We start from the raw sequence: 24,862 nt of genomic DNA, 5'->3' as shown, positions 1-24,862 counted from the left end.
GCTCCGCTGGGCAGCCGTCGATCATACTCAGGAGGACACCGGCGCCGTGCGCGGCCCATGGCAGAGCTCCCAGCAAAACTCGAGAAATGCCTCGACCGCTGCGGGAGGTAAACGCCGCGATGGCCGGATAGCATAAAGCGGAAAGGTCTCGCCCGGCCAATCCGGGAACAGTTCAACCAAGGCGCCGCTTGCAAGAAGATGCTGCACGCCAAGGGCCAGGACCTGCGCCACCCCTGCGCCGGCCACACATGCTCCGACCATCGTATCGACGTCCGTTAGCGTCAGCCTGCCTGTCGTCTCGACAGGCAGGATCTCCTTGCCACGGTGAAATTCCCAGTGAAACGGTTTGCCGTGCTGTGGATCGATGTACTGGATACAGTCGTGCCCGACGAGTTTCCCAGGCGTCGCGGGGCGCCCATATTTCTTGATATACGACGGCGACGCCACCGTCAGCACACGGGTTTCGAGCAACAGCCGGGAGGACATGCTCGACGCCGGCTGCGGCCCGAACCGCACCGCGGCGTCGATGCCTTCCGTCACCAGATCGCCCGCATCCGGTAGCTGCACCACCGTCAGGGCGAGGTCAGGATAGCGCTCGGTGAATTCCGGCAATCTCGGCGCCAGAACGTTGCGGGCAAACACGGGATTCAGGCTGACCCTTAGTGTCCCGCGAACCGTCACCGCCGCGCCTGACACCACATTCGCGGCGTCCTCGATGCCGGAAAGATGGGGCGCCGCCAGTTCGTAGAGCCGGGCGCCCTCGCCGGTCAGGTGCAGCGCCCGCGTCGTACGGTCCAGCAACCGTACCCCCATGCGCGCTTCGAGCCGCGAAATCGACCGGCTCACGCCTGAAGCCGACAGCCCAAGCACCTCGCCCGCCCGCGTAAAGCTACCGGTCTCGACGACGGCCGCCAGCACGCTCATCCCTGCAAGCAATCTTCCGTCAAAGCTCATTTGCGTCTCGCCTTTGATTCATCTTTGACTTTTAGCATAAATCATTTGAACGACCCTATCTTAATCAAAAGTCGCGGGGCGCCTATCTTCCCATCACCGACGCGTCACAGTGGCCGCCGCCACCCGGAAGTACGGCTCCGCACCGCCCTTCCGCCGTCGTCGATAACCCACCTGGAGGAGTTCACCATGTCTGGCACTGCACGCACCATCCTTTTTAAGGGCGGCACCATCGTCACGATGGACCGCAATGTTCCCAATCTCGCCACCGGCGACGTCCTGGTCGAGGGCGACCGCATCGTGGCCGTCGGTCCCAGTCTGAAGGCCGATGACGCCGAAGTCATCGATGCCGCCGGCAGCATCGTCCTGCCCGGCCTGATCGATGCGCACCACCATGCATGGCTCGGCGTCATGCGCCGGATGATGCCCGACGTCGACGATCTATTCGCCTACATCGATGTCGTCGCCGAGACACTGGGCTCGCAATATCGTCCGCTCGACATGTATCTGAGTACGCGCCTCACGGCGGTCGCGTCGCTCGACGCCGGCATTACGACCATCATCGACGCCTGCCACAGCTCGCGCAGCCCCGAGCACACCGATGCAGCGCTCGAAGCACTCGACTCGGCCGGCATCCGGGCGCTGCATATGGTCGGTGCGGCAATGGACAAGAAAGCGTCCAATGCCCATCTGCCGCAAGATCTCGAACGCCTCGCACTTAACTGGAACGCTGGGGCGGGCCGGGTGCGGGTTGGCCTCTTCGGTCAGCTCAATCTCGACTGGTGGAAAGTCGCACGCCGGCTCGACATGCAGATCCTGACCGAGTTCATCGGCGATCTCGCCAAACTCGGCCCTGAATTCGCCGAGCCTGGGGTGCTGGGCGCGCACAACATCTTCAATCACTGCACACGTGTCCCGCAAGAAACGTGGAAGCTGTTCGCGGATGCGGGCGTGAACGTCACCGTCAATCCCCGTTCGGATGCGCTATTCGGTTTCGACGACGATAGCTTCGCGTATCAACAGGCGATCGATCACGGCCTCACGCCGGCGCTCGGCATCGACCTCGACACCGCCTTCGGCAGCGATCTGTTTGGTGAGATGCACGCCCTGTTCGGGCAGCAGCGCGCAGCCATGCGGTATCGCCGATTCCGTGGCGAGGCCGACGCTCCCGCGCCGATCTCGGTAGAGGCGGTGCTGCAAGCCGCGACGATCAATGGCGCCCGCGCCGCCGGCCTGGAACGTTCGATCGGCTCGCTGACTCCGGGCAAGCAGGCCGACATCATCATGGTGCGCACCAACGGCGCGAGCGTCTTCCCGGTGAACAACGCCATCGGCACAGTCGTCCAGGCTGTCGAGCGGTCAGATGTCGACACCGTGATGGTTGCCGGCCAGTTGCGCAAGCAAGGCGGCAAGCTGATCGACGTCGATCTGGCAAAACTGTCGGCCGAGGTGACCGCGTCGCGTGACTACCTGCTCGACGCGAGCGGCTACCGGACCGAACTCTTCGGGACGTCCGCTTCCTCTTCTGGCACTACTGCCTGAGCGTGTTCGGCCGCTCTTCGCGGAGCGGCCTTCTCCCACGATTGCCAATCTGGAGTTAATCATGCCATCGCTTACCGTGAAGACGATAGGCCAGGCCGACGCCCCACCGGCTCATCTGGCTCGTCCCTCCCTCGCCGTCATCGCAATGCTGTTCTGCGGTTACCTCGCAGTCGGTTTGCCGCTTCCCGTCATTCCGCTCTTCGTCCATGACAAGCTGGGTTTTAGCAACCTCGTCGTCGGACTCGTGATCGGGATTCAGTTCCTTGCCACCGTACTGACCCGTGGCTACGCCGGTCACGTGACCGACCATCACGGCGGCAAGCGGTCGGCGTTGCAGGGCGCTGCCTTCTGCGCCCTGGGTGGCCTGCTCTATCTGGTCTCGGCCACCAAAGGTCTCTCGCCGGCGGTCAGCCTTGCCATCGTGATTGCAGGGCGTCTGGTGGCCGGGCTCGGAGAAAGCCAGTTCGTCACCGGCTGCGTGTCCTGGTCGATCGCCTCGGTAGGCCCGCAACGCGCGGGAATGTCGATGTCCTGGACTGGCATCGCGATGTTCGCAGCACTGGCGATCGGTGCGCCCGTCGGCATGAGCCTCTATCAGCAATTAGGCCTTCAGGCCGCGATGGCGGCCTGCATCGCCGCACCGCTGCTCGCTGCCTGTATCGCCTTCGGTGCAACCTCGTACGTTTCGCCGGCCGGCCAGCGACTGCCGTTCTATCGCGTGATCAGCCAGATCTGGCGAGAAGGCTTGGGCTTGATGCTGCAAGGCGTGGGGCTGTCCGGGCTGACGGCATTTGCTTCGCTCTACTTCGCGATGCGTGGCTGGGGCCATGCCGGGCTCGTCATGACTGCGTTCGGCGTTGGCTTTATCCTGATGCGGATGGTGTTCGGCCATCTGCCCGATCGCATCGGCGGCTACCGTGTGGCTCTCTGGTCACTTGGCATCGAAGCCATCGGCCAGGCGGTACTGTGGGCAGCGCCGTACGAGATCGTCGCGCTCGCAGGTGCGTTTGTCACCGGTCTTGGCTGCGCGCTGGTGTTTCCGGCCCTTGGTGTCGAGGCGCTCAAGCGCGTGTTGCCCGCGAATCGCGGCAGTGCGATGGGCGCTTTCGTCGCCTTCCTCGACATTGCCTACGGCATTGCCGGGCCAGCGGCGGGTCTCGTCGCCGGTCACTTCGGATATGCCGCGGTCTATCTGCTCGGCGCGGCAAGCGCGATTCTTGGAGCGGTCCTCGTTCTGATCAGCCGCCGCTCCGCACGTTGAGCATCCCATCCCCGGAACCGGCGACGACCATGTCGCCGGTTCGCCATCCAGTACAGGAGAATTCACATGACACGCATATTCATTTCCGGTTCGTCCACGGGCCTCGGCTTCATGGCGGCCCAACTGCTTGTGGCGCAAGGACACCAGGTTGTCCTGCATGCCAGAAACGCCGCCCGCGCAGAAGTTGCCCGGCGCGCGCTACCTGAGGCCGAGGCCGTAGTCGTGGGCGACCTTGAAACGATTGCTGGCGCCAAGGCGCTTGCTGCACGCGTCAACGAACTTGGCCGCTTCGATGCGGTGATCCACAATGCCGCGGTCGGCTATCGCGAAGGCCAGCGCCTCACTACCGATGGTCTGCCGCACGTCTTCGCGATCAACACACTATCCGCGTATATCCTGACGGCCCTGATCGAGAAGCCGGAGCGGCTCGTCTATCTGAGCTCGGGAATGCACCACCACGCTGACGCCAATCTCGACGACATCCTCTGGCGCAAGCGTCGCTGGAACGGATCCGCGGCCTATGCCGAGAGCAAGCTGCATGATGCCATGTTGGCATTCGCGATCGCCCGTCGCTGGCCCGATGTTTTTTCCACCGCGCTGGAGCCCGGCTGGGTGCCTACCCGGATGGGTGGCCCCGGTGCGCCCGACGACATGGATCAGGCACACCGCACCCAGGCCTGGCTCGCCGCCAGCGACGATCCGCAAGCCAAGGTGACCGGGCAGTACTTTTACCACCTGCACCCACTCGCTCCCAACCCGCAGGCGGATGATCCCGTTCTCCAGAAGCGGCTCATTGCACTCTGTGAAGATCTGTCCGACGTCCGTTTGCCGGCATAAGCACTCGCTTGTGCGGCCGTGTTTTTGCATGACCACCCCTCAGACCTGCCGCTCACGCCGAGCGGCAGGTCTGACTGCTTCCGGGACGAAGGTTCTCATCGCTGCCTATCAAAAATCGTATGCGATTAAATCTTATACGCTTGACAACGAAAACGCTCTCGCCCATCATGCGGCTCATGCGATTACATCGCATGCGATCAAAACTACCTAACCCCCGTATTCACGAAGGAATCCGTCATGAACAAGATCGAACAAGTCCTCCACTCCGGCAACAGCCACGCTACGATCAATCGCGCCCCTAATGCCCGGCGCGGTGAGCACGGCGCGCTGGATCTCAAACTTTCAGCTCCCGGCGCTGAAAACCGCGAATTCATCGCTACCGGACTGCACCCGAGAGCCGAGCAGCTGTTTTCAGGCGCGTGGTCGGCCTGTTACATCAGCGCGTTCGAGATCGCGGCCAAAATGAAGAAGGTCACGCTGCCGTCCGACTATTCCGTGGACATTCAGGTCAGCATTGGGTCGGTCGGTACCGGGCATTGCCTCGGCGCCCAGTTCACCATCCGCGCGCCGGATCTGGCAGCCGACGTTGTCGAGTCGATCGCGCACCTGGCTCATCAGATCTGCCCGTACTCTAAGGCTGTGCATGGCAACATCGAGGTCGGCCTGAACGTCGTCACGCAGTGACCGGATAAGGCTTGCGGATCTCGCCAGGTATCTCCCCTTATATATCGCACGCGATACAATCGCCTGCGCTTTAAATTAACGTAACACCCTTATTCCCCAAGGAATCCATCATGGAAAAGATCGAAAAAGTCCTCGCCTCAGGTAACACTCACGCCACGGTCAATCGCGACCCCAGTGTCCAGCGCGGCGAGTTTGGTGTCTTCGACCTCAAGCTGTCTGCGCCCGGCGTTGAAAGCCTCGATTTCATCGCCACCGAGCCGCACCCGCAAGCCGAGCAGCTGTTTGCGGGCGCGTGGTCGGCCTGTTACACGACCGTGTTCGGAATTGCAGCCTCGATGAAGAAGGTCACGCTGCCGTCCGACTATTCCGTGGACATCCAGGTGAACATCGGACAGACCCGTGCAGCGTGGTTCCTCGGCGCCGAGTTCACCGTCCGCGTGCCGGGTCTGGCACCGGAAGTCGTCGAGGAAATCGCGCACCTGGCCCATCAGATCTGCCCGTACTCGAAATCCGTGCGCGGCAACATCGAGGTCGGCACGACCATCGTCACGGTGTAATCCGCCAAGGCACGTGCATCTCGCTGAGGCACGTGCCTTCATTTTGGGGTATTCACCATATTGCGATATAATCGCATGCGATGTATATTTGTTCGTATGTCTTGTGAAACATCAGGCTCCAGCCAAAGAGGATGCAGATGAAAACTACCAATCCGGCGCTCGCTGCAGCTGCACCGCTGTCAGACTACCTCTGCTTTGCGATCTACTCCGCGAACCTGGCGTTCGGCAAGGCATACAAGCCGATGCTCGAGGAGCTTGGGCTCACCTATACGCAATACATCGCGATCGTTGCGCTTTGGGAGGAAGACAACCCAACCGTCAGCGGTCTGGGCGAGAAGCTGTTTCTCGAATCCAACACGCTCACGCCGATGCTGAAGAAGCTCGAGGTGATGGGCTATCTGGAAAGGCAGCGCGATCCTGAAGACGAGCGTCAGGTGCGGGTCAGGCTCACTAAAAACGGTCGGCGGCTGCGCGAAAGAGCCCTGACCATGAGTCTCAATGGGGCGACTGGCCTCGCGCCAGATGAATTCGCCAAAGTGCAGAAGGCGATCGTGGCGCTGCGGAACAATCTTATCGATTCAGTTCAGGCAATTTAGTACCCTTTGAAATCAGGTTTGCGCCCCTGTTCGTCGGCTTGTTTGCCCTCCTTGAAGCCTCTGGTATGAAATGGGTGTGCGAATACTGTCGATCCGCCGCCAGGAAATGACCGATCCGGTGTTCTGGGCATCGCTTTAATCGGGGTCAAGGTCGTGTCGATCCCCCAATCACTCCTTCGGCGCGTATTGCATTTCGCCGTTGCCGAAGGACCAGTCTTCCCGGGCGACGTCTACGAGGTTTATCACGATGTCCTCCTTTCGAACGCCCGTTTTCGCGTGAATACCGTCCGCGATCGCCCTGTAGAACGCCTTCTTGACCTCCGTCGTGCGGCCCGCATTCCACGTCACCTGAATGAATATGATGGAAGCCGAATAAGTCATACCCAGATAGCCTTCGGCCGGATAGATCAGTTCGTCTTCAGCGTGGCGCGTGACAATCTGAAACTTGTCGTTTCGCGGCACGTTGGCGATCTCCACCATCGCCTGATAGACCGTCTCGCTCACTGCCTGTACAACTTGTGGCGTGGCATTTCTTGAGAGATTGATGCGTACGAGAGGCATTCGATTGCTCCTGCAAATGACGGCATGGCGTCGTTGGTCAGTGCTCACCAGTCATTGAACTGGCGCGCGAAGTGAGATCAGGTTAAGCTTGCTCATAACTTTCCTCAAGAGAATAAATGTCATGTTAAACATGACACATTGGAATTATGATCGACGACCTGAAAACGTTCGTGACGGTGATCGATGAGGCGTCTTTGACGCGCGCGGCAGACATCCTCTGCGTGTCGCAGTCGGCCATTTCGAAACGCGTCCAGCGGCTCGAACAATTGCTTGGGGTCGAACTGTTCGACCGCGACTCGAAGCCACCCCGGCCCACTGCGCTCGCAAATCGCGTGTACGAACAGGCCGTGACGTTGCTTGGCGCCTGGTCGCATCTGCTCGATGTTGCTCACGAGGGCGCTGCGCCGTCTGGCACCTTCCGCTTCGGCCTGCCGCACGCGGTGGCCGATGCCACGCTGTTTGACGCGGTGTTAAAAATGAACGAACTGTTCCCCGCGCTGGAGATCAGGTTGCACACGGAATGGAGCCCCGCCTTACAGCAGGCGACGGAACAGGGTCAACTGGATGCTGCGGTATTGATGCTTCCCGAGGGCACGGGGCTACCCCACGGACTGACGGGACGCCAGATCGTTACGTTCGAGGTGAAAGTCATCCAGAGCGCGGATAAGCCGCTGGTCAAGCGTAAGAGTTCAATACGGTCGTTAGTCGGGCATGGCTGGATTCTCAACCCGGACGGCTGCGGATATAGGGCGGCCCTTGAACGCTCGATGGAAGCCGCTGGCCAGCGGCTCAGGATTAGCGTCGACACTCAAGCAACGAACACACAGTTGCGGCTGGTCGGTGCTGGCCTGGGGCTCGGCCTCGTGCCGCTCGACGTGTTGCGCACGAGTCCGTATCGCGACCAGCTAGAGATCCTGGACGTCAGCGATTTCAAGCTGAGCCTGGGCGTCTGGCTGGTTTATCCACGTCAGACGGGTAACCTGAAACCTGCTATAGACGCATTGACGGAATCGCTTTGTGCGTCGTTCGAGCGGCAGGCGGCAAAAGTTTAGTAGTCCATTCGCTAACCTCTATCACTCCCTTCACGATACAAACCGAACCGATTGTCATTGGTGCCGTTGACTTCTTCAGGCCATCAGCCGCATCGCATCCTCCCCGGTGAGCCGAGGCGAGCGGCTGCAAGAGCTCCTCAGATTGACGGTGCCGTTGCTAGCCGCGGCATCTTCGATGGCCAGCATCGTTTCAAGGACGTGGAATGCGAATTCGCCGTTGCACCGGTGAACCACACCGGCCTGGATCGCCGAAGCCATGTCAGCCAGCCCGAGTCCCCGATAACAGCTGGAACGGCATACGCCATCGCCAACCCAGTCACGGTTGAAAGCGCCGAAGGGCATCGTGTTCGTGTGGATACTACGGAAGCTTTTGGCGCCCACTGACACGGCGACCTCGCCGCTGAACGAATTCGGATCAGCCAGCCGCAGCGTACCCTCCGTTCCGTGAAGCTCAATCGGACGAAGATCGCTATTCCAGACGTCCCAGCTAGCGAGCAGTGTGACGTGAGCGCCGCTGGCGAACGAGAGCAAGGCATGCAGGGTGGTGTACGTCTCCACTTTGATCACGTCACCCTTCGTTGGCCCTTCCGTCGTCACGACTCGCTCCGGGTAGCCGATCGTGCCCGACGCCTTCACGCTTGTGACCGGCCCTAACAGGTTGACCAGCGTGCTCACATAGTACGGCCCCACATCGAGCACCGGTCCGCCGCCCTTCTTGTAGAAGAAGCTGGGGTTCGGATGCCAATGCTCCATGCCGTGGCTCTGCACCGTGGCGAGGCCCGACACAACTTTGCCAATTTCCTGAGAGTCGACGATCGCTCGCGCCGACTGGACCGCCGGCCCGAGAATCGTATCGGGCGCGGATCCCACCCTGACACCACGCTGCCGCGCAGCATCCAGAATCGCAGCCCCTTCTGCCAACGTTACCGCCAGCGGCTTCTCGGTATAGATGTGCTTGCCTGCGGCAATCGCCATGAGGGAGACCTCGGCGTGCGCGTTGGGCACGGTGAGATTCAGGACCACGTCGATATCGTCGCGGCCCAGCATCGAGTCAATCGACATCGCCTCGAGGCCGTAGAGCGCAGCCTTACGCTGCGCAAGTTCCGTATTGAGGTCCGCGCATGCGACATAGCTCAGGTCGCGAAAGTGCACCGCATTCCTGATATACGCATCAAAGATGTTTCCGCAACCAATCACGCCAATGTTGATTTTCATGTCGTTCACTCGCTGACAAGAGCCCGGAAAGCTGCCGCGCTGTTCTTTGCAAACCTGATCCAGTCGCCAGGACGGTCGTGTTCGAGAACAGCCACGCGCGGCTCCGCGCGGTTGACCACGGGCCAGATACGCTTCCAGTCCACCACACCCACTCCGAGGTCAGCCCATCCATCCTGTTCAAGGTTCTGGCCCTGCGGCGCGATGTCTTTCACATGCACCGCCACCAGACGGTCCGAGTACTTCTCGAGCCATACCAGCGGGTCGGCAGCTGCCCGGATAACCCACGCCACATCAAGCTCCAGGCCGACGCTGTTGCCTTCAAAGATGTGCTCAACCGGAAACGAACCATCCGGTAGCCGGATGAACTCAAAGTCATGGGTGTGCCAGGCAAACGTCAGACCGGCCTTGGCGAACTTCTTTTGAAGGACGGCCAGCCGTGCTCCCAAAGCCTTCCATCCGTTCGCATCCGTTGGGCGCAATGACGGGTCGAGCCATGGCGCAATCACAATCTCGATACCAAGAGTATTGGCAATGTGAATCGCTTTCTCTGTATCGGCTTCGAGCATCGACAGATCAAAGTGACCACTGAGCGCCGACAAGCCGTTGGCGTCCAGTTCCTTGCGAAACTCAATGGGGTCGGCGTATAGGGCACCAAATGGCTCTACGTTCTCGTAGCCCAGCTTCGCAAGCTCAGCAAGCTGAGTCTTTAGCGGAACGGTATCGCGCGCTGAAAACATCTGAAAAGACAGTGGATAGGATTTTTTCATTGCTATCTCCCGACTTTAGAACCTGGGTTCATTTCCGAGCGAGGACGCTGTGGTGACGTCACCATATCGGGATCGAAGAAAAGCTGCAAGGCCTTTTTTGACGGCGATGGTGACGTCACCACCCCATTTCTGTTCATGGCAAAATTCGGTCGAGCTGCGAAGTCCACCGGAAGGCCGTCCGGCGGGTTCGATAGACTATGCTGCACAGCAGCGACACAGCGCGACCGCGCGTAAGACGGATAGCGAGGTCCAATTTGTTTGTAAAGGCAAAATCATGAACGCACGAGCCAGTCGCGCAACGATGACGGACGTCGCCCGGGAGGCCGGCGTCTCCGCTTCGACCGCGTCACGAGTCGTTTACAACAACGGGTATGTTTCCGAAGAGAACCGGGCGCGGGTGCTGGCAGCCGTCGAAAAGGTCGGCTACAGACCCAACATTCAGGCTAGAAGCCTTCGGAACCAGCGTAGTTACACCCTCGGCCTTGTGATCGACTCCGCGACCAACAACGCGCACTTCGCACACATCTCACACGCGATGCGCATGGAGGCCGCCGCCGCAGGTTATTCGCTGTTGACTGTCGATCATGAATATAACGTTGACCTCGAACGGGACGGGCTCAAACATCTGCTCGACCACAATGTCGAAGCAATTGTCGTGTGCCACCCATTCATTTTGGAGAACTACGATATCGTCCGCGACGCAGGGATTCCACTCATCCAGATTGAGCGCGACAACCTTGGCGAAGTGCATCGGGTCGGCATTGACCCCACACCTGGAATTGAAGAGGCGGTCAGGCATCTGGTCAGGTTCGGTCACCGGTCCATCGGGTATATAAGCGGCACCAGCACGAGAGAGGCGGGTCCCCACAGAAACTCAAGCGTCGAAGAATGCCGCATTGCTTCGTTTACCAAGGCACTGCTGCAACATGATGTAGACCATAAGCACTGCACAATCAGAACTGTGCCTTATGACCTTGTGATTCCGAACGCACCGCTTCATGGATACACGCTTGGCATCGAACTACTGTCGCGCCCACACTATCCCACGGCGCTAATCGTCGGCGCCGATGTTCTTGCCGCCGGCATTCTTCAGGCAGCGCAGGAGTTGAACATTGCAGTGCCGCAACGGCTGTCGCTCATTGGCTTCGACGACAGCATTGCGAGATTCCTCGCCCCTCCGCTTGCGACCATTGTGCAACCGTACACTGACATCGCTCGCCACGTCCTCGATATAACGTCCGGTCTCGGCACGCCCACTCCAGGCTCTCTCCAGCAGCGAATCGCCAAAACTCACTTTCTGCCGAGACGGTCTACTGGAACCGTAGCCCTATAACCTGCAGAAGACATCGGAATGCCCGAGAGGCATTGACTGGCGGTTTCGAAGTCGTTTCCCAGAAGCATTGTCATTAAACATGCCCTGCAATCTTGCCGATGTAGAGCGGAAAAATAAAACCATGAGCGGCCGTACCGGCCCGCTCATGGTTCATGTGGCAGAGTCATAGACCGCTGCCATCAGCGACTCAACATCACCCTCCAAGCGCTGGATCCGATACGCTGTCACGCCCGGTTTCTACGTGACCGGCAATGCGCCACAGGGCATTCGCATCCGCGTTGATCGTCACTGTCAGGTCGTACCAGCCGAATGAATTTCGCAGATCAATCATCAGAACGCTGACATCGCCGCCACGCACGCTGAGATCGCCGCTCATCGGCGAGTTGTAGGCACTCTCGACCTTGAAAACGGACCGCTCTTTACCCGGGTTTGTCAGACGCAGTTGCAGATTGCCGTTTGCGACATCGTAGCCGTCGGCAATCTGAAACGCTGTTTGTTGCTCCCCTGTAGAGTTTGCTTTGCCCACAAAGCGGCGCAGATAGCCGTTGGGTCCGAACACGGAAAAGTCGTAGCTTCCTCCCGGAGCGAGCATCAACTCGTCCGAAAGATCCTTACCTGCTTCAACCGTATAGCTGCGCGGCAGATCCGTCGCATTACCCGAATAGACCTGGAAGTTGACACCCGCGCGCCCCGTGTTCGTCATGTGCAAACGGAACGCGTTGCCTTGCCCGCTCACGCCGCCGCGAACGAAAAACTCGTACGGCAGTGCGCGTGCCGGCCGTACACCAGATTCCTGTTTCGGCAGCGACTGACTGCTCGGCACGACAGGTACCACATCCGGATGACGGTTCTTGTCCGCTGGAAACGAGGTGGGTGGCAGTTGCGGGAAGCCGTCGTTAGGGTTCCTGAAGTTGAAAATCGATGTCAGGTCTCCGCAGACCGTGCGGCGCCATGCCGTGATGTTCGGCTCCTCCAGGCTGTTACCGTGCCCAAAACGCTTCTGGATAAACCGGATGATCGATGTGTGATCGAAGACTTCCGAGCACACGTAACCACCCTTTGACCATGGCGAGATGGCAATCATCGGTACGCGTGGCCCAAGACCGTAGGGACCAGGTTGATTGCCGCTCGAACCCGCGAAAAACTCGTTCGCTGTGGAGACGGTAGAAAGGCCTGTTGCAGGCGTGGACGACGCATACGGCGGCGGCATATGATCGAACAGGCCGTCGTTCTCGTCGTAGGTCAAAAGCAGTACCGTCTTGCTCCATACTTCCGGATTGGACGTAAGTGCCTGAAGGACCTGGTCGACATACCATGCGCCGTAGTTCGGTGGCCAGTTGCCGTGTTCCGAAAACGCTTCCGGGGCCACGATGTACGAAACCTGAGGCAACGTATTGTTTTGCACGTCCTTTCTGAGGATATCGAAGTAGGTCCCGCTCACTTCGACCTGTGTACCCGTGCGTGCCTTTTCGAACAACGGACTGCCAGGTTGTGCGTTCTGATACTGCTTGAAGAACAGAAGCGAGGTATCTCCGAAGTTGCCGATGAAGGGGTTCTCGTCGTCGCCCCAGCCGGTCGACGGATTCAGACCGGAACCCATGTCCTGGTATACCTTCCACGATATGCCGGCAGCCTCAAGCTTTTCCGGGAACGTGCTCCATGAGTAACCAGCCTCGGCGTTATCGATCACGGGGCCGCCGCCGGTTCCGTCGTTGCCTACCCAGCCCGTCCACATGTAGTAGCGGTTCGGGTCGGTCGGCGTCATGGCCGCGCAATGATAGGCGTCACAAATCGTAAATGAGTCAGCTAGCTGATAGTGAAACGGGATGTCCTCGCGCGTCAGATGGAACATCGTCGTCGTGCCCTTGACCGGCACCCACTGGTCGTAGCGGCCGCTGTTCCATGCCGCATGCGTGCCAGGCCAGCTATGGTCCAGATCCTGCACGAACTGCAGACCGAGGTTCGGAAGATTGGGGCGGAAAGGCAAGACATAACCATCCGCGTTGTTGGCGGGCTGGAAGAATACAGACTTGCCGGTAGTCAGTGGAATCGGACGTGTGTCGCCGAAGCCGCGCACGCCGCGCAGTGACCCGAAGTAGTTATCGAAAGAACGATTTTCTTGCATGAAGACAACGATGTGCTGTACGTCTTCGATCGTGCCGGTCGCATTGTGCGCAGGTATCGCCAGTGCACTGCGGATACCCATAGGTACTGCACCCAGTGCGGTGGCCGCACCGGCCGCTTGCGCAGCGGCTCGCAGGAAATCACGTCGACTGTTTGATGTCATGTTCGCTGTTTATCTGCCGTTTATTGAGGGAGACGACGTCCAGTGCAACCAGAAGATAAGGACTCCTGGATTCACGGCACGCGCTACAGGGAGACAACTGTTAACTCACAACCGGGGAAGGCACCCGCAAGAATGAGCTTCGAACATGACCGAGATGTGGCAATTGCTTTGAGAATGAGGCGATATGTGGCAACGTGACGGCAGCCATGATCGTCAACGATCATGGCTGCCGTGTTCAAACTCTCAAGAGTAGCCGGCGACGCTGTACAAGGCGCGCTTCAAGAACCTATGAAGTAGGTCCGCACATTGTGCTCTTCGACCCAGATCTGGAGGTCGAACATAGTGCGAAAATCAATGGGCACTCCGCGGTAAATGCAACAGAAACCATGCGCCGTCCGGTACGCAATCACCCACTCGCATTCCACTTCCGGCATGGACTGCGCTCCGGCTCCGGATGAACGTTTCAGTGCATTCACGTGAAAGAGCTTGCTCATGCGCTTGCGGACAACATCCACCCCACGTGCCAGTTTCAATTGACGCTCCTTCCCCTCTCCTGCCAATGCACTGCATCGAAAACGTGCGGCACAGCTGGTCGCACCAACCTCTATTTCCCGTGGCCGCCACCCGCGCCACTTCCGGCGCCTCCGCCGTGCCCCATGCCTGCGCTGTGAGCTCCGTCGCCGTTAAAAGTGGCGGCTCCGCCAGTACTGTGGACGCTCGGGGTACCGTGAATGCCATTGTTCCCGTGGGAATCGTTGTCGCCGTGAGGCAACCGGTCGGGTCGGTGGTCTACGTGACCGCCGCCGCCCATCGGAGGACATTGGTTAAGAGAACCATCTGCGAGAGTGGGGGTGCAATTCTGGGCAAACACGACACCCGGGGAAACGAGAGGCGCAGCCAGACCGGCCCAAAGCGTCAACATCACGATTGATTTGGACATCATGTCTCCATTCCTTATCGGCACAACGATCTCTGTATAACGAACGGCGACCCTCAAATATTCCATGAAAATTTCGCACCTCGGGTGCTTCCTGTCATTGACCTGTTCGCTTTCGAGGTGGAGCGTTTGTAAGGTATGACTTTATTTTTCACGCGCTGGAATATTCGCGATCCTGGTTCCGTTTCTCCACCCATGACGCCGCCCCGGTTCGCGTCACTCATTGGATCAATGCTCTTGCCGTCCTTTTGATGAGGGCAAGCGACTGGTGACGTTCTTCGTCGAGCACATTGCGATCGTCATGCTCGTGCCGTGTTCGGCTCTTGTGATGTCTCGTGGACGATAGACATGGACATTCGTGAATGGACAGGAGGTGCTTGCACAAGTCAAAGATCTCGTCCAGGGCAACGACGTCTCGGACTTCAGATTGAAATAGAACAACGGGTCGCTCTTCCCTCCGCACCTCGCGAGTCGTCCATTGGACTTCACGTGGCAGCGGTTTTCGTGTCTGCGTGGATTTCTTTTCGCTCACTCTGTATGAAAGTAAAAATCTTGTTGTCCCGCTGCGTGAGGGCATTGACCCTCGTTGGTTTAAGCGCGTCAACAATGTCGGCAAATGCCGCTGACTCATTCGTGGTTCGCGACATCCGGCTCGAAGGCTTGCAACGTGTCGAGCCAAACACAGTCTTCTCCTATCTGCCCATCAAACGGGGCGACATCTTCACTGGCGACAAGGCGTCCGCCGCGATCCGCGCGCTGTACGCAACGGGCTTCTTCAACGACGTCAGGATTTCTGCCGAAGGCGATGTCGTCGTCGTGCAGGTCGAGGAACGTCCCGCCATCGGCACGATCGATTTCTCGGGCCTGCACGAATTCGACAAGGACAACCTGAACAAGGCGCTGAACTCGGTCGGTTTGTCGCTCGGCCGCTATTACGACAAGTCGCTCGTCGACCGCGCCGAGCAGGAGCTCAAGCGCCAGTACCTGACCCGCGGCTTCTATGCCGCCGAAGTCACGACCACGGTCACGCCGATCGACCGCGACCGCGTCGGCCTGCTGTTCTCGGTGATCGAAGGTCCGAGCGCGAAGATTCGCCAGGTCAACTTCATCGGCAACAAGGTGTTCAGCGACGGCACGCTGCACGACGAAATGCAGCAGTCCACGCCAAACTGGTTCTCGTGGTACTCCAAGAACGACCTGTACTCGAAAGACAAGCTGACCACCGACCTCGAAAACCTGCGCTCGTATTACCTCGACCGCGGCTACCTCGAGTTCAACATCGATTCGACCCAGGTCTCGCTGTCGCCGGACAAGAAGGACATGTACCTCACGCTCACGCTGCATGAGGGCGAGCCGTACACAATTTCGGGCATCCGTCTGTCCGGCAACCTGCTCGATCGCCAGGCAGAGCTGACGAAACTCGTCAAGATCAAACCGGGCGACCGATTTTCCGCTGCCAAGCTGAAGGCTGCCACGAAGGCCGTGGTCGACAAGCTCGGTGAATACGGTTATGCGTTCGCAACCGTGAACGCGGAGCCGCAGATCGACCAGCAACACCATACAGTCGACCTGACGCTGCAGGTGGATCCGAGCCGCCGCGTGTACGTGCGGAACATCAACATCGTGGGCAACACCCGCACGCGCGACGAAGTGATCCGCCGCGAAATGCGTCAGCTCGAAAGCTCGTGGTTCGATTCGAGTCGCCTTGCGCTGTCGAAAGACCGGATCAACCGTCTCGGCTACTTCACGGATGTCGACGTCACCACCGTGCCAGTCGAAGGCACCGCCGACGAAGTCGATATTGCCGTCAAGGTGACGGAAAAGCCGACCGGTTCCGTTACTCTCGGTCTTGGCTACGGTTCCGGCGAAGGCCCGATCATCTCAGCGGGCGTGTCGCAGGACAACGTGTTCGGTTCGGGCACGAGCCTCGCGGTGAACGTGAATACCGCAACGACGTTCCGTACGCTGACGGTCACACAGGTCGACCCGTACTTCACAGTGGACGGCATCAAGCGTATTACCGACGTCTACTACCGCACCAGCGAACCACTCGTTTTCTCCAGCGTTAACGACACAAGCTTTCGCATCATTACGGTCGGCGCCGACCTGAAGTTCGGCATCCCGTTCTCCGAAGCCGACATGGTGTACTTCGGTCTCGGCATCGAGCAGAACCGTCTCGACGTCGACTCGACCACACCGCAAAGCTACATTGACTACGTCAACTCCTTCGGGCGCGTGTCGAACAACGTGCCGCTGACGATCGGGTGGTCGCGTGACAATCGCGACAGCGCACTGGTGCCGAGCCGCGGTTACTTCACGCAGGCCAACGCAGAATACGGCTCGCCTCTGGGCAGTACACCTTACTATAAGGCCGACCTTCAGGCGCAGTACTACTACTCGTTTTCGAAAGGCTTCGTGCTGGGCCTGAACTTCCAGGGTGGTTACGGTAACGGTCTCGACGGCAAGCCGTTCCCGATCTTCAAGAACTACTACGCCGGCGGTATCGGTTCGGTGCGCGGCTACGAGCCGAGCTCGCTGGGTCCGCGCGATGCGACCACCGGCGATCCGATCGGCGGTTCGAAGCTGCTGGTCGGCAACATCGAACTGACCTTCCCGCTGCCGGGTACTGGCTACGATCGCACGCTGCGCGTATTCTCATTCTTCGACGGCGGCAACGTCTGGGGCAACGAAGGCAACAGTACCGGCGCGAACGGTCTGCGTTATGCGTACGGTGCGGGTCTCGCGTGGATCTCGCCGATCGGGCCGCTCAAGCTCAGCCTTGGTTTCCCGCTCGTCAAGCACGCCGGCGACCAGTACCAGAAATTCCAGTTCCAGATTGGGACGGCATTCTAGGCTGGCTGCGGTCGTTACTCATAGATCGCTTTAAGATCGGGGGCGCACGGGACCACTACGGAAGATATCGGAATGCCCGGAAGCCTTGATTGGCGGAAGGCGGCCGATTTCAACGGTTGCCCGCGAAGCGCCGCAAGGTTTGACTCCCGCTCTGCGTTGCCTTAACACGGTCTACCCATCATCCTACCCAAACGGGTTTGGCTCTGCTCATGGCAGGAGTGCCCGCTTCGGATGCATAGGTCGCAATGCGGCAGTGTGAAGGATCACGGCACGATACACGCCATGTCTTGCCATTCGCGGTTCGCCCAGCGCCGCCTTCACGCCCTTTCATTCAACGCACTTGAACGAAGCGGCGAGATTGACGTCGCCGCTCCGGTACCGCGGCCATTTGGGGAAATCACACAGCGGTCGCGTGCGCCCGGGAACGCCCGCGGTATCGGTCGTTACCTGGTCCACCGGCGCCCTGCCTTTTTCCACCCATTGCTCAAGTGCCGACAACGAATCCCACGTTGCATTGAAAGTACTGCTTACCGCGTGGCCCAGGCCGGGAATCTCATAGAAACGCACGAACGAATCGACCTGATCGATGCCGAACTGCGCCTGAAGCCGCCGATAGTATTCCTCAGTGGCGCGCGTACTGACCAGGACGTCAGCTATGCCATGCACGAGCAGAAGCTTCCCGCCACGTGCCCGGAAAGCGGAAATATCGGTGCTCGCATCGAGCTCTTCACTCAGCTGATTGATACGGTTGGCCCACACACCCGGCTGCTCCGGATCGAGTGCCAGCGAGTCGAAGCTGGGGTCGCGCGTAACGGAGTATTTGAACCACTGGTCGGTCAGGACGCTGACGTACGGTGCTGTCAGGGGCATCGGATTCGCCGGCTGGGAGGTTCCGAATGCGAGGAACGTGACCTCGGGCTCTATGGGTGAAGTACGGGTCGTTATGCCAAGATCGGCGCCCCAGACGTTGTAGCCGGGGTACTCTGTCTCACCATCGGCGAGCTGGAAACGCAAGTAGGTTGGCGTATTGATTGTCTTCAAGGCCTCGATCTGCGCGTCCGACAGGCAATTGTCGCCGGTGTCCGCCCCTTTCGGGCAGCGCAACGGAGCACCGTGAAGGGTAGCGGTTGATGGATCGAAGCGCGCGTTGCATTCCTGCTGATTGCTGATCAGGCCATCGACAACGCCATCAAGCGCATCGCAGGCCTCCATCGCAGCGTCGTACACGGCCTCCCTTTTCCCCGTGGAAAGGTAGGCATCAGGTTTCGCCAGCGCGCGATTCATACGCTGACCTGCTAGCAGTGCTGCTGCGTCGTTCCATGCCGGGTACCATGCAATCGCGCCGTCCCAGTCCGAGGGCCAGCGCTGGATTGCCGTCACGGCTTCCCTTCCGCCAGTCGAATCGCCTGCGAAATAGGCTTCGCGAGGAGCATGCGCGTAGCGAGCCTTGATAATCGCAAACGCCGCATCGCGCGTCTTCTTGATCGCGTCGCCGCCGAAATTCCTCACTGCCTCGTCGCTCAAGCCGAAACTCCCGTCCTGGGAAGCCAGCGCATTCGCCTGATGGCCGGAGTCGCTCGCGAACGTCGCGTAGCCACGACCGAGCGGCACGAGTTTGTCGACAGGGCCGTTGGGCACATTGCCTGTGACATCAGGGATGGTCCCGTCAAAGCCTCCACCGCCGAACATGACGACCTTGTCGTTCCATTGCGCAGGCAATGCAACCGCGAAGTCGATATCGGGAGCCGACCTGTCGACAGGCGAGATCTTGCCCGTCACCTCACAGTAGTCGGGCAACGCCGCTGAACCGCTGCCACTGGCGGCGACCTCTTTGACCGCAGTTACGCTCGCGCCAGACGTTGGCAAGCCGATCTCGGAGGCAGGCACAACAAAACCCTGGAGGCGTTCGCACGCACCTGAGCGGGCTGCAGGCAAGGTCGCGCCAATGCCGCAGGTCGAGGCCGCCGAGGCGACGACGAGCGTGATCATGCGCGCGACGCTCGAGCTACGAGAATGAATGTGCACGGTGATGTCTCCGTCAGATTTGATGTTCTATGTCGCGCGAGCAGATCCACGATCACCAATCGCAGATGACGTCCTCGATCTACCGATTTGATGTTAGCCACTGGACGGGGGTGAAGCGAGGTCAGTTTCGGACAAAAAAGTGTTCCCTGAGGACATCGGTACCGTCGACTGGCAATAGCACGTTGGCGTTTCGTCAGGCGTCCATGGCTTACGGCAGACCGCACTGTCCTGTTCTGTCCGTTGGCCCGACGAAAGGTGGCCCGCCCGTCTCGCCAGGATAACGATCGTCATCGCAATAGCAGACCAGGCCGGTTGTTCAAAGTGACCTTTGTCCCGTCGAAACGCTACAATCAGGCAATGATTCCTCACGATCTAACATTCGTTCTCGGCGGTGCCCGCTCGGGCAAGAGCGTGCACGCCGAGCAACTCGCAATCAACAGCTTGCGGCCCGTCACGTACATCGCAACCGCGCAACGCGTAGGCGACGTGGAATTCGCCGCCCGCATCGCCCATCATCGCGCGCGGCGTCCGGCGCACTGGCAGTTGCTCGAGGCCTCGGTGGACCTCGCCGGCGCCGTCGCGCAAACTGACGCGCCCGGCCACTGCATCCTGATCGACTGCCTGACCCTGTGGCTCGTCAATCTGCTGTGCCCGCCGGATGGCACCGAACCCCGCGACGATTACCTCGCACGTGTCGCCGCGTTCGAGGCCGTGCTCGGCTCGGCCAAAGGCACGATCATCGTCGTCAGCAACGAGATCGGGCTGGGCGTCGTGCCGCTGGGCGCGGCGACGCGTCTCTACGTCGATGAACTCGGACGTCTCAACCAGCGCGTCGCTGCCTTGAGCACCCAGGTCACGATGATGGTCGCGGGCCTGCCGCTCGCACTCAAGACCGCGGCCCGCTAACGATGCTGTCGCTCCCCCTGATCGCCACGCTGGCCACCGCCGGCGTCTGCGTAGATCGCTGGCTCGGCGAACCCGGCACCGCACATCCGCTGGTAGGCTTTGGCAAGTTCGCCATGGGTATCGAAGCGCGCCTGAACACCGGGCGGCACGGGCGGCTCTTCGGCATTCTCGCCTGGGCGCTTGCAGTGCTGCCTCCGGTGCTGATCGCCGTATGGCTGGTCACCGTGCTGCCGTTCATGCTGACTTGCGCGGTGCACGTCCTGCTGCTGTGGTTCGCGCTCGGCGCCCGGAGCCTCAACGATCACATTGCGCCGATTGCCCGTGCGCTCGCTCAGCACGACCTCGCCGAAGCGCGACGCCTGACCGCGCGCATCGTCTCACGCGAAACCGCGCATGCGGACGAGTCGGCACTTGCGCGTGCCGCCGTCGAATCAGCCCTCGAAAACGGCAACGACGCAATCTTCGGCGCACTGTTCTGGTTCGCCGTCGGCGGCGGTCCGGGCGCGCTCGCATTTCGCCTGGCCAATACGCTCGACGCCATGTGGGGTTACCGCACGCCGCGTTATCTGCGTTTCGGCTGGGCCGCCGCGCGCATCGACGACGTGCTGAACTGGATTCCTGCGCGCCTGACTGCCGCAAGCTATGCGCTGCTCGGCGACACGCGCACCGCGTGGCGCTGCTGGCGCGAGCAGGCGCCGCGCTGGGACAGTCCCAATGCGGGACCGGTCATGGCGTCGGGGGCAGGCAGCCTCAACGTGCTGCTCGGCGGAGCCGCCGTGTATCACGGCACCATCGAAGCACGCCCGACGCTCGGCGCGGGGCAAGCCGCCGGCACTGCGCATATCGGCGCTGCGCTGCGACTGGTCGAACGCACGGTGATACTGTGGCTCGCGCTGCTGATCGTACTCGCCTTGATGAGCGTGCCGTTTCATGGCTAATTCACGCTCTGCCTCGCTTGCCTGCGCAGTTCTTGCCGCCTGCGCTTTCGCATCACGCGCGCACGCAACCGTCAGCGCAACCGACGACACCGGCGCCACCGTCTCGCTTGCCGCTCCGGCCCAACGCGTGATCAGCCTCGCACCGCACGTGACCGAACTGATCTACGCAGCGGGCGGCGGCGCGAAACTGGTGGGCACGGTGTCGTACAGCGACTACCCGCCCTCAGCGCAAAAGGTGCCGCGTGTCGGCGACAACAAGGCGCTCGACCTCGAACGCATCGTCGCGCTGAAACCCGATCTGATCGTCGTCTGGCGGCACGGCAACGCGCAGGCCCAGCTCGAGCGCCTGCGCGAACTGCATATACCGCTTTTCTTCAGCGAACCGCATCAACTCGATGACGTCGCGGTGACCCTCACCCGGCTCGGCAGCTTGCTGGGCACATCGGGCACTGCAGATGCAGCAGCAAGCGCGTACCGCGCGGACATCGAACGCCTACGCGCCCGCTATGCGAACCGTCCGCCCGTCAGCGTGTTCTATGAGGTCTGGGATCAACCGCTAATGACGCTCAACGGCACGCATATGATCAGCGACGTAATTACGCTATGCGGTGGCCGCAATGTGTTTGCGCAACTCGCGCCGCTGGTGCCGACGGTGTCGACCGAGGCGGTGATCGCGGCCAACCCGGAGGCGATTGTGACTGCCTCGGCAGGCGCAACGAAGCCCGACGCCCCGTTGGCAAAACTGGACTCATGGCACACCTGGCCGAGCCTCACAGCGGTGGCGCGCAACAACCTGTTCGCGATCGACGGCGATCTGATCGATCGTCCTGCGCCTCGCATTGCACAAGGCGCCGAGCAGCTTTGCGAGGATCTGGAGGTAGCGCGCTCACGCAGGCCAGCAGCGGGCAAACAGTGAGATGGGTGCGGCGCAATAGCCTCAGGAGCGGCCCGACAAGGCGACAACGCTAACCACTCAAGCATTCCACCGCACCAGCGACCAAAGCAGCCGCTCGTCGTCACGCCGCAGCCAGACTACCCCGGACGTAGCGAGTGACCATTGAGTGGAACGCTCCACCGGCACACCGAGCACCAGCGAGGCGATCGCCCGTATCACGCCGGCATGCGTGACGACATAGGCCGGCGAACATTCGCGGGTCTGTCCGAACGCATCGAGCCACGCCTGCACCCGCGCGACAAACTGCGCGACGCTCTCGCCCCCGTGAGCACGGGCGTGCTCGAAGTTAGCCGCCCAGTCATCGAGCGCTGCCCTGTCGATTGCATCCCAGCGTTGTTGCTCCCACGCACCGAAATTCATTTCCTTCAGGCGTTCGTCGACACTGTGCGCGCAACCGAAATCCCCCGCCAACGCCGCGGCAACCGACGCACACCGTAGCAGCGGACTGGACAGCAATACCCGCGGCGGGGGCACCTGCAAGGTGGCAAGATGCACCGCCAGCGCAGCGGCAGATGCCGTCGGATCGTCGGCAAGCGCGACGTCGCTATGGCCGTAACACACGCCTGCATCGACGGCGACGGCCGGGTGACGAATCAGGACGATATCCATGCCGATGTCCAGGCGATTGCCGCCAGATAGATAGCCAGTTCGAAAATCTGCTGCGCAAAGCCGAGGCAATCCCCGGTATAGCCGCCAATGCGTCTGACGAAATAACGACCCATGGCCACACGCAGCACCGCCAGCATCACAAGCGCCATACAACCGAAGCGCCAATCCGGCCAGAACAGCGCCGGCAAGCCAAACAGCGCCGCTACGGCGAGCGCTACGCCGCTCAGGCGCTGCGCAACCGGCTTCGCCTTGCCTTCCGCGCGCACGTAATCGAGTGTCGCCAGATAGCTGATCGCACAGGTACGGCTCGCGGCGTGCGCTGCAACCATCAGACCTGCGACACGCAGCGGCGGCACCGCCGCGAGGGTTTGCCACTTCAAGGCGAGTGCAATCATCAGCGCAATCGCGCCGAACGCGCCTATCCTCGAATCATGCATGATGCGCAGCACATCCTCTCGAGTATAGCCGCCGCCGAACGCATCGCAGCAGTCCGCCAAGCCGTCCTCGTGGAAAGCGCCAGTGACGAGCAAGGTCGATGCCATCGACAGCAGCACGGCCACACCGGGCGGAAACACATGCAACGCCACTAGATAGACAAGCGCACCGAGCCCGCCCACCAGCACGCCGACAAGCGGGAAATAACGCGCAGCTGCATTGAGATAGTGCGGCTCATAGCCGACCCAGCGCGGCACCGGCACGCGCGTGAAGTAGCCTAGCGCCGTAAAGAAGTAGCGCAACTCCATGAGCGGCTTCATCAGCGTGCGGAGCCGGCTAACCGCTCAGGCATCGCGGTCCGCGACACCGGCCGACTCGAAACTCGCCATTTCATTGAGAAACGCCACTGCGGCGCGCAGCAAGGGCACGGCGAGTGCCGCGCCGGTGCCTTCGCCGAGCCGCATGTCCAGCGCAAGCAACGGGATGCCGCCAAAGTGGTCGAGCATGCGCCGATGCCCGGCTTCGTTCGAGGCATGCGCAAACACGCAGTAGTCGCGTACGTTGGGCTCCAACGCGTCGGCCACCAGCAGCGCGGAGGTCGCGATGAAGCCGTCGACGAGAATCGTCATACGCGCTTCGGCCGCGGCGAGATAGGCGCCGGCCATCATCGCGATTTCGAAGCCGCCGAAGGTTGCGAGCACAACCAGCGGATCTTCACTCGGCGCATGATGCGCCAGCGCCGAGGTCAGCACATTGCGCTTTTTCGCGAGGCCCGCGTTGTCGAGCCCGGTACCGCGACCGACGCACTCGTCGATCGGCACGCCGCACAGGCGGCTCATCAGACAGGCTGCCGCCGAGGTATTGGCAATCCCCATCTCGCCGAAACCGATCACGTTGGTGCCGAGCGACGCGTGGTGACGGACGCGTTCTGCTCCGGCACGCATCGCTGCGAGCGCCTGATCGCGCGTCATCGCAGGTTCATGGGCGAAGTTGCGTGTGCCCGCGCCAACCGGAATATCGACAAGACCCTCGGTAGTCGGCAACGGCGTCGCGACACCTGCATTGACCACTTCGAGCGCAATGCCGGCCACGCGGCTGAGCGCGTTAATCGCAGCGCCGCCTGCCAGGAAGTTCGCCACCATCTGCGCGGTCACGGCTTGCGGATAAGGGCTCACCCCTTCCTGTGCGATGCCATGGTCGCCGGCAAACACGATCATGGCCGGGCGCTGTACCGTGGAATGCGTCGTTTTCTGGATCAGGCCCATCTGCCGAGCCAGCGTTTCGAGCCGCCCCAGGCTGCCGGGCGGCTTGGTCTTCGTGTCGATCAGGTGTTGCAGCGTGCCGAGCAGCGTCTGGTCAAGCGGTTCGACCACAGGTAAGGCGAGTGACGACATCATAGACGTTCGTAATAGATAAGGTTCTGTTCGTTATTTCTTTTTCTTTCTTCTAGCGGACGCACTGAGACAGAAATTCATCGCTTCAGTGACTGTGGACGTTCTGCTGTCCCCGGGGCCGACGAGACAGTTGATTCCCGCGGAAAGGTTACCACGCCAGGTGTTTG

General features: G+C 60.7%; 22 protein-coding genes. 12 read left to right on the top strand and 10 right to left on the bottom strand.

The genetic code is table 11. The features are described 5' to 3' along the window. Nucleotides 1–27: 27 nt before the first annotated feature. Nucleotides 28–954, bottom strand: coding sequence for a LysR family transcriptional regulator (locus BUS06_RS29160; RefSeq protein WP_074267832.1), 927 nt, complete (start codon nucleotides 952–954; stop codon nucleotides 28–30). 186 nt (nucleotides 955–1,140) lie between these two features. On the opposite strand from BUS06_RS29160, the gene BUS06_RS29155 reads away from it, so the two are divergent. The 6 genes from BUS06_RS29155 to BUS06_RS29130 all read left to right on the top strand — a co-directional run bounded on the left by BUS06_RS29155 (nucleotide 1,141) and on the right by BUS06_RS29130 (nucleotide 6,428). Continuing rightward, on the top strand, nucleotides 1,141–2,493 hold the full coding sequence (locus BUS06_RS29155) for an amidohydrolase family protein (RefSeq protein ID WP_074267831.1): 1,353 nt from the start codon (nucleotides 1,141–1,143) through the stop codon (nucleotides 2,491–2,493). A gap of 61 nt (nucleotides 2,494–2,554) precedes the next feature. Continuing rightward, nucleotides 2,555–3,754 (top strand): arabinose transporter, encoded by a 1,200-nt coding sequence (locus BUS06_RS29150; protein WP_074267830.1) that lies wholly within the window; start codon nucleotides 2,555–2,557, stop codon nucleotides 3,752–3,754. Nucleotides 3,755–3,820: 66 nt separating this feature from the next. Further along, nucleotides 3,821–4,591: an SDR family NAD(P)-dependent oxidoreductase gene (locus BUS06_RS29145; protein WP_074267829.1), complete on the top strand. Its 771-nt coding sequence runs from the start codon at nucleotides 3,821–3,823 to the stop codon at nucleotides 4,589–4,591. A gap of 237 nt (nucleotides 4,592–4,828) precedes the next feature. Then, complete coding sequence (locus BUS06_RS29140) at nucleotides 4,829–5,275, top strand: Ohr family peroxiredoxin (protein WP_074267828.1); 447 nt, start codon at nucleotides 4,829–4,831, stop codon at nucleotides 5,273–5,275. A 110-nt stretch (nucleotides 5,276–5,385) separates the two neighbouring features. Further along, entirely contained in the window at nucleotides 5,386–5,832 is a 447-nt protein-coding gene (locus BUS06_RS29135) for an OsmC family protein (RefSeq protein ID WP_074267827.1), read from the top strand. A gap of 137 nt (nucleotides 5,833–5,969) precedes the next feature. Next, on the top strand, nucleotides 5,970–6,428 hold the full coding sequence (locus tag BUS06_RS29130; RefSeq protein WP_074267826.1) for a MarR family winged helix-turn-helix transcriptional regulator: 459 nt from the start codon (nucleotides 5,970–5,972) through the stop codon (nucleotides 6,426–6,428). 168 nt (nucleotides 6,429–6,596) lie between these two features. On the opposite strand, the gene BUS06_RS29125 is transcribed toward BUS06_RS29130, so the two are convergent. After that, on the bottom strand, nucleotides 6,597–6,989 hold the full coding sequence (locus BUS06_RS29125) for a tautomerase family protein (protein ID WP_074267825.1): 393 nt from the start codon (nucleotides 6,987–6,989) through the stop codon (nucleotides 6,597–6,599). Between the two features lie 146 nt (nucleotides 6,990–7,135). Here BUS06_RS29125 and BUS06_RS29120 point away from each other — a divergent pair, with 146 nt between their 5' ends. Next, a complete protein-coding gene (locus BUS06_RS29120; protein WP_083611653.1) occupies nucleotides 7,136–8,041 on the top strand; it encodes a LysR family transcriptional regulator in 906 nt (301 codons plus the stop codon). A 75-nt stretch (nucleotides 8,042–8,116) separates the two neighbouring features. On the opposite strand, the gene BUS06_RS29115 is transcribed toward BUS06_RS29120, so the two are convergent. Beyond that, complete coding sequence (locus BUS06_RS29115; protein WP_074267823.1) at nucleotides 8,117–9,256, bottom strand: Gfo/Idh/MocA family protein; 1,140 nt, start codon at nucleotides 9,254–9,256, stop codon at nucleotides 8,117–8,119. Nucleotides 9,257–9,261: 5 nt separating this feature from the next. Beyond that, nucleotides 9,262–10,023, bottom strand: coding sequence for a sugar phosphate isomerase/epimerase family protein (locus BUS06_RS29110; protein WP_074267822.1), 762 nt, complete (start codon nucleotides 10,021–10,023; stop codon nucleotides 9,262–9,264). A gap of 274 nt (nucleotides 10,024–10,297) precedes the next feature. Between BUS06_RS29110 and BUS06_RS29105 the strand changes: the two genes are divergently transcribed. Then, nucleotides 10,298–11,356 (top strand): LacI family DNA-binding transcriptional regulator, encoded by a 1,059-nt coding sequence (locus BUS06_RS29105; protein ID WP_074267821.1) that lies wholly within the window; start codon nucleotides 10,298–10,300, stop codon nucleotides 11,354–11,356. Between the two features lie 193 nt (nucleotides 11,357–11,549). Here BUS06_RS29105 and BUS06_RS29100 read toward each other — a convergent pair whose 3' ends face one another. Beyond that, nucleotides 11,550–13,643 (bottom strand): phosphocholine-specific phospholipase C, encoded by a 2,094-nt coding sequence (locus BUS06_RS29100; RefSeq protein WP_074267820.1) that lies wholly within the window; start codon nucleotides 13,641–13,643, stop codon nucleotides 11,550–11,552. A 278-nt stretch (nucleotides 13,644–13,921) separates the two neighbouring features. Next, nucleotides 13,922–14,176, bottom strand: a complete 255-nt coding sequence (locus BUS06_RS29095; RefSeq protein WP_074267819.1) for a hypothetical protein — start codon at nucleotides 14,174–14,176, stop codon at nucleotides 13,922–13,924. 941 nt (nucleotides 14,177–15,117) lie between these two features. On the opposite strand from BUS06_RS29095, the gene bamA reads away from it, so the two are divergent. Continuing rightward, a complete protein-coding gene (gene bamA / locus BUS06_RS29090; protein ID WP_083611651.1) occupies nucleotides 15,118–17,433 on the top strand; it encodes an outer membrane protein assembly factor BamA in 2,316 nt (771 codons plus the stop codon). A gap of 327 nt (nucleotides 17,434–17,760) precedes the next feature. On the opposite strand, the gene BUS06_RS29085 is transcribed toward bamA, so the two are convergent. After that, nucleotides 17,761–19,422, bottom strand: coding sequence for a tannase/feruloyl esterase family alpha/beta hydrolase (locus tag BUS06_RS29085; RefSeq protein ID WP_074267818.1), 1,662 nt, complete (start codon nucleotides 19,420–19,422; stop codon nucleotides 17,761–17,763). 393 nt (nucleotides 19,423–19,815) lie between these two features. Between BUS06_RS29085 and cobU the strand changes: the two genes are divergently transcribed. From cobU to BUS06_RS29070, 3 genes are read left to right on the top strand one after another with little or no spacing between them, the layout of a single operon-like run. After that, nucleotides 19,816–20,364, top strand: coding sequence for a bifunctional adenosylcobinamide kinase/adenosylcobinamide-phosphate guanylyltransferase (gene cobU / locus BUS06_RS29080; RefSeq protein ID WP_074269347.1), 549 nt, complete (start codon nucleotides 19,816–19,818; stop codon nucleotides 20,362–20,364). A gap of 2 nt (nucleotides 20,365–20,366) precedes the next feature. Next, nucleotides 20,367–21,302 (top strand): adenosylcobinamide-phosphate synthase CbiB, encoded by a 936-nt coding sequence (cbiB, locus tag BUS06_RS29075; protein WP_074267817.1) that lies wholly within the window; start codon nucleotides 20,367–20,369, stop codon nucleotides 21,300–21,302. Further along, entirely contained in the window at nucleotides 21,295–22,218 is a 924-nt protein-coding gene (locus BUS06_RS29070) for a cobalamin-binding protein (RefSeq protein ID WP_074267816.1), read from the top strand. The genes cbiB and BUS06_RS29070 overlap by 8 nt, the downstream gene beginning before the upstream one ends. Before the next feature lie 57 nt (nucleotides 22,219–22,275). Here the strand turns inward: BUS06_RS29070 and cobC are convergent, their stop codons facing one another. From cobC to cobT, 3 genes are read right to left on the bottom strand one after another with little or no spacing between them, the layout of a single operon-like run. After that, nucleotides 22,276–22,866 (bottom strand): alpha-ribazole phosphatase, encoded by a 591-nt coding sequence (gene cobC / locus BUS06_RS29065; RefSeq protein WP_074267815.1) that lies wholly within the window; start codon nucleotides 22,864–22,866, stop codon nucleotides 22,276–22,278. Then, nucleotides 22,851–23,621 carry an adenosylcobinamide-GDP ribazoletransferase gene (locus BUS06_RS29060; RefSeq protein ID WP_074267814.1) on the bottom strand — a complete coding sequence of 257 codons (771 nt, stop codon included), beginning with the start codon at nucleotides 23,619–23,621 and terminating at the stop codon, nucleotides 22,851–22,853. Before BUS06_RS29060 ends, cobC begins: the two co-directional genes overlap by 16 nt. Before the next feature lie 24 nt (nucleotides 23,622–23,645). Next, a complete protein-coding gene (cobT, locus tag BUS06_RS29055; protein WP_074267813.1) occupies nucleotides 23,646–24,698 on the bottom strand; it encodes a nicotinate-nucleotide--dimethylbenzimidazole phosphoribosyltransferase in 1,053 nt (350 codons plus the stop codon). Nucleotides 24,699–24,862: the final 164 nt, after the last annotated feature.

It is taken from the genome of Paraburkholderia phenazinium (assembly GCF_900141745.1).
GTDB classification, from domain to species: Bacteria; Pseudomonadota; Gammaproteobacteria; order Burkholderiales; family Burkholderiaceae; genus Paraburkholderia; species Paraburkholderia phenazinium_B.
The sequence above is the reverse complement of the archived record's forward strand: the minus strand, read 5'-3'. Positions and strand labels throughout refer to the sequence as shown.